This window comes from Coriobacteriia bacterium (assembly GCA_013334745.1).
In the GTDB taxonomy this organism is placed as follows: Bacteria; Actinomycetota; Coriobacteriia; order Anaerosomatales; family JAAXUF01; genus JAAXWY01.
In genome coordinates this window covers 1-4,710 of sequence record JAAXWY010000080.1, presented here as the reverse complement: position 1 = coordinate 4,710, position 4,710 = coordinate 1, and the positions used below count along the sequence as shown (strand labels likewise).

Genomic DNA, 4,710 nt, shown 5'->3' with positions numbered 1-4,710 from the left:
CACGGGCATTGGAGTAGCGCATGAAGCCCATCGCAGCCGACCGGACCGACTCCTCGAGGGACACCCGGCGTCTCGCGCTCTACTTCGGCGGACTCATCGTCGTGTACGCGATCGCCGTTGCGGCGTTTTGGAACGCGGAGCAGAAGGACGGCGTCTTCCTGGCGGTAATGTTCGCGCCGACAGCGGGCGCCCTTCTGGCGCGCTTCGCGGGCCCGGGCGTCATCCGTTGGGGCCGCCCGAACTGGTGGATGATCGCCGGCCTGATTCCCGCGGTCGCTGCGCTGCTCGCCTACTACGCGGGCTCTTTGCTCGGCCTGGATGTGCTGGCGGTCCCGGTACTTCTTGCCTCACTGGTCGGAGCGCCGATGGCCATCGCGAGCGCTTGCATCTCGGCCGTGGGTGAGGAGATCGGCTGGCGGGGATTCCTCTGGCCGCTGCTCCGCGGTCGGCGGTCGTTCCTCATGGCCTCGCTGTTCACCGGTGGCGTGTGGTGGGTCTACCACGTGCCCCTGATCCTGTTCGGATGGTATGGCCAGCGCGCCGGCATCCCGGCTTTCACTGTCGCCATCATCGGGTTCACGCTCTTTGTGGGCGTGCTGGCGGACCGATCGAAGTCGGTCTGGCCCAGCGTGATCGCACACGGCGCGTGGAATGCGCTCGTGTCGACAGGTTTCGAGGCAGTGAGCGGCACGGGGCTCACTCCGGCGTTCACCGGCAGCACGATGTGGGTGGGCGAATTCGGATGGCTGGCCGCGATCGCCTCGCTCATCGTGGGCGTCTCGGCAGCCGTCTGGCACCTCAGGCAGCCGGGCGCCGCTGCGATTCAGTCCGCGGATCCTACTTCGCCCTGACGACCTCGCAGGTCACGCTGCCCACGCCCGCGCTCTTCATCCCGATGACGCTTGCCGCCCGCTTCGTCAGGTCGATGACACGGCCTTTCCCGTACGGACCGCGATCGGTGACGATCACGATGACGCGCTTGCCCTTGTAGGTGACCGCGACGCGGGTGCCGAACGGCAGCGTCTTGTGCGCGCACGTGAACTCGTTCTCGTTGAATGCGCGCCCGGATGCGGTGCGCATGTTGGGACGGTAGTTGCCGTACCAAGTCGCCTTGCCCTTGAAGACGATTCCCGACGGTGCATAGGCCTTGGGCTGATTCCCGAGCACTGCGTACTTGCCACTACGGCCGTCGACCTTCGCCCAAGCGAGCGAGAACCGATTGACGGGCTTGGGTGTGGGCGCCTTCTTGCCTGATGCGGTGGTCTCCTTGTTGAGCGTGTCCGAGACCTGCGACGGCAGTGAGTCGGCGTAGCGCTGCTGCGCATCGACTGCCTGCTGCGCCTTGGAGCGTCTCGCTGAGACGGTCTTGAGGAGCGCGGCCTGCTCGGCCTCGCGCTGCTGAAGCTGCTTGGCCGTGGCCGCGGCAGCTGCCCTATCTCGGCGCATGCGCGAGATCGTCTCGGCGTCCCGATTGGCGATACGTGAGAGCGCAAGCAGCCGGCTCGCGAAGTCCTCGATCGAGGGCGCGGACAGGAGTGCTTCGGCGAACCCGTTGCCGTCGGTGCGGTAGAGGAACACGACCTCGGAGGCGAGCCGTTTCTGGCCGGTCTCGACCGCCTTGCCGAGCTCGTCGAGTCGCTTGCGGTTCGACGCGATCTTGGCACGCGTGCGGGCAAGATTGGAGGCGGCGGCGTCGTAGTCCGACATCGCCGAGGAAAGGCCCTTCTCCATCTCGCTCATCTTCGCCTTGGCAGCAGCCGCCTGCTGCTGAACCGCAGCCGAGGGCGCGCCGAGGGCGGGAGCCGGAGACAACGCCACGCCGAGAACGCATGCGAGAAGTGCAGCGCTCATCGCCGAGTGTCGGAATGCGTACAAGTAGCCTCCGCGTGCAGCCGGTCAGGTCAGTCGCGGCAGGCTGGAAGATGAAACGGCTGATTCGAGCGCGACTGCGAAAGGATACCACCGCTTCGCGTTGTGGTCGCGCCGCTCACCTGTGGTACAAACCCGCTAACGGATACTTCGGCGAGACGGAGCGATCGTGACCGAGCAGAACCCGCAGGTGATCATGTACTGCCGCTCATGGTGTGGTGACTGCCGCCGAGCCCGGGCTTGGCTCATCGAGCACGACATCCCGTTCGTCGAGATCGACGTCGAGGATGACACCGAGGCCCATCGCAAGGCAGCCGATCACAACGAGGGCCGGCTACACACTCCCACGTTCGAGATCGGCGAGGGCGTCTGCGTGGACTTCAAGCCTGAGAAGCTCAAGGAACTGCTGGGTATCGAGTAGGGCCGGCGCGCTCTACGGTTCGCGCAGGTCGTCACCGGTCTCGGTCGGCGGCTCCCCGGGCTGCGCCTCGGCTCGGGCATCTCGATCGTCAACCATGGTCACGCCACCGGTGAAGCCGTAGCGAACACCGGTCAGGCCTCCACCCATGATGCCGAGCGCGCCGTACGCGAGCCAGGGCATACCGCGCAGCAGCCCGAGGAAGTTGGCTGCCATACCCGCGATCACCACCAGTGCGTTGAGCGCCGCAAAGAGCCGTCCGCTCCCCCGCGCGAGCCGACCCAGGCCGAATCCGAGCGCGAACCCGACCGCAGCTCCGGCCAGCGCCCAGACGACTATTCGCGCCGTATCCATCGACGGCGCCTAGGCGCTTCGGGCGGAGGCGTCGGCAGCAACACCGGCCCGCTCGCGAGTCGCAGCATCGGTGTAGAGCAGCCAGAGCGCCTGCGTCCCCAGATCGGCGCCGCCCTCAGCTTCGAGTAGCTCGTAGAGGCGTTTGGCGGTCGCAAGCCCCGGGAGCTCGATTCCGAGTTCCTCGGCGGATGACAGGGCGATGCGCATGTCCTTGACGAAGTGCTTGACGAAGAATCCCGGAGCGAAATCGCCGCCCAGGATGCGCGGCGCGAGGTTGGCGAGCGACCAGCTCGCAGCAGAGCCCGCGCCGATTGACTCGAGGACTCTGGCAGGGTCGAGGCCCGCAGCCTTCGCGTATGCCAGCGACTCGACGGTGGCGAGCATGGAGCCGGCGATGGCGACTTGGTTCGCCATCTTCGTGTGCTGCCCGGAGCCGGGGCCGCCCTGCAGCACGACGTTGGCGCCCATGACCCGCAGCAGTGGCTCCACGCGAGCGAACGCCGCCTCATCGCCGCCGACCATGATCGTGAGCGTCGCGTTGCGCGCCCCGATGTCACCACCCGAGACCGGCGCATCGAGCGCGGCCAGACCGCGTGCGGCTGCGGCTTCAGCAACGCGTACGGCGAGCGCAGGCGACGAAGTCGTCATGTCGATCAGCAGAGCCCCGTCTCGCGCGGCCTCGATCACACCTTCGGGTGAGAGGTAGACCTCCTCCACGTCGCTCGGGTAGCCCACCATCGTGATCACGACGTCAGCCTGAGCTGCAGCATCCCCGGGCGAGGCAGCGGGCACGGCTCCTCGTGCGACGAGTGACGCCGTCCTCTCGGCGGTTCGGTTGAAGACGACGAGATGATACCCGGCGTCCATGAGATGCCCTGCCATCGACAGCCCCATGACGCCGGTGCCGATGAATGCGATTGTCGTGTCTGTGGGTGCGAGCATCAATCTGACGTCCCTTCGGTGGGGGCGAGCGGCGCGAGTGCTTCGATGCGCGTGTACACGATACGGAATCCGAGCCGTTCCATGTTGCGCTGGCTCGCCGTGCCCGGCATCGTCTCGGTCAGTGCGAGGGTTGCCCCCGCATCACGAGCGTACGCGAGCCGCGCGCGCTGGAGCGCGCCCTGCACGCCTCGGCGCCGGAACTGCGGGAGCGTGGTGTCCGCAGTCAGCCAGCCGATGCGATCGGCGACCTGCAGCTCGCCTGTGCCGGCGGGCTCGCCGTCCACGAAGGCGAGCATGAGGACGACGCCGGGAGTGTGTGCGGCAGCAAGGCCCGTGCGAAGCTCGGTCTCGGTCGGGTCGTCGGGTGCCGAGAAGCCGTTCCCCACGAGCGCGGCCCACAGGTCGCGATCCTCAGGCGAGGTGGCGATGCGGATCTCGATGTCGGACGCAGCGGGAGCGAACTCCTCGGCGGGGTCGATCTCGCGAACGAGAACGTTCTCGTAGGCGCTCGGCACCCAGCCCGCCTCGCCGAGCAGCGCCGTTAGCGTCGGGTCCGCCAGCGGCGCGACCGCGATGAGCGGCCGCTCACCGCGCTCGCGGTAGAACGCCTCGACCGCGACGATGTCGGCCGCCGTCACCGCCCCGGACAGCCCGAGCCCGACGGCTCCGTTCACAGGCGACTCGGGCTCGCAGAACGCAGCAAGACCGCCGGCGACCTCCAGGACGCTCGCATCGAACTGCGGATACCGCTCGCGGTACGTCGCCACGATCGCGCGCTGACTCGAGGTACCGAGATGCTCGATGCGTCTGGCAAGCGCCAGGTCGGCGTGGTGGGACACGTGACTCCCCGCGGATCGTGGACGACGCATCCAGCATGACTCGGCATGCGATACGCTTCAAGCGGTCCATCGCACACCGAGGGAGCGAACGCCCATGCCCGAGAGCACGCCGCACGAGAGCTCCATCGACTCCGGCGCCGCGGCAACCGCACTTGCGGATCCACCGCAGCCGCCCAGCACCCCGCCCGGCGCCGTCGCGACCGGAGCGCCGAAGCCTCGGCGCGGTCGCGGCCCTCTCATCGCTGCGATCGTCACCGCACTCGTCGCGCTCGCCCTTATCGGCGTGTC

The 4,710-nt window shown here is 67.9% G+C and carries 7 protein-coding genes; 3 read left to right on the top strand and 4 right to left on the bottom strand.

Annotated elements, in window-relative coordinates:
• Positions 1–20 precede the first annotated feature (20 nt).
• A complete protein-coding gene (locus HGB10_11895) occupies positions 21–851 on the top strand; it encodes a CPBP family intramembrane metalloprotease (protein ID NTU72505.1) in 831 nt (276 codons plus the stop codon).
• Here HGB10_11895 and HGB10_11890 read toward each other — a convergent pair.
• A complete protein-coding gene (locus tag HGB10_11890) occupies positions 838–1,875 on the bottom strand; it encodes a septal ring lytic transglycosylase RlpA family protein (GenBank protein ID NTU72504.1) in 1,038 nt (345 codons plus the stop codon). The two genes, HGB10_11895 and HGB10_11890, sit on opposite strands and share 14 nt — an antisense overlap.
• 163 nt (positions 1,876–2,038) lie before the next feature.
• Between HGB10_11890 and HGB10_11885 the strand changes: the two genes are divergently transcribed.
• The gene (locus tag HGB10_11885; GenBank protein NTU72503.1) at positions 2,039–2,290 is read left to right on the top strand and encodes a glutaredoxin family protein; all 252 of its coding nucleotides are present in this window, start codon (positions 2,039–2,041) and stop codon (positions 2,288–2,290) included.
• Positions 2,291–2,302: 12 nt separating this feature from the next.
• On the opposite strand, the gene HGB10_11880 is transcribed toward HGB10_11885, so the two are convergent.
• From HGB10_11880 to HGB10_11870, 3 genes are read right to left on the bottom strand one after another with little or no spacing between them, the layout of a single operon-like run.
• The gene (locus HGB10_11880) at positions 2,303–2,641 is read right to left on the bottom strand and encodes a hypothetical protein (protein ID NTU72502.1); all 339 of its coding nucleotides are present in this window, start codon (positions 2,639–2,641) and stop codon (positions 2,303–2,305) included.
• Between the two features lie 9 nt (positions 2,642–2,650).
• Positions 2,651–3,583, bottom strand: a complete 933-nt coding sequence (locus tag HGB10_11875) for an NAD(P)-dependent oxidoreductase (protein NTU72501.1) — start codon at positions 3,581–3,583, stop codon at positions 2,651–2,653.
• A complete protein-coding gene (locus tag HGB10_11870) occupies positions 3,583–4,422 on the bottom strand; it encodes an N-acetyltransferase (protein ID NTU72500.1) in 840 nt (279 codons plus the stop codon). The genes HGB10_11875 and HGB10_11870 overlap by 1 nt, the downstream gene beginning before the upstream one ends.
• 94 nt (positions 4,423–4,516) lie before the next feature.
• On the opposite strand from HGB10_11870, the gene HGB10_11865 reads away from it, so the two are divergent.
• Positions 4,517–4,710 (top strand): hypothetical protein (locus tag HGB10_11865; GenBank protein ID NTU72499.1); only part of this gene is annotated, 194 nt, incomplete at its 3' end.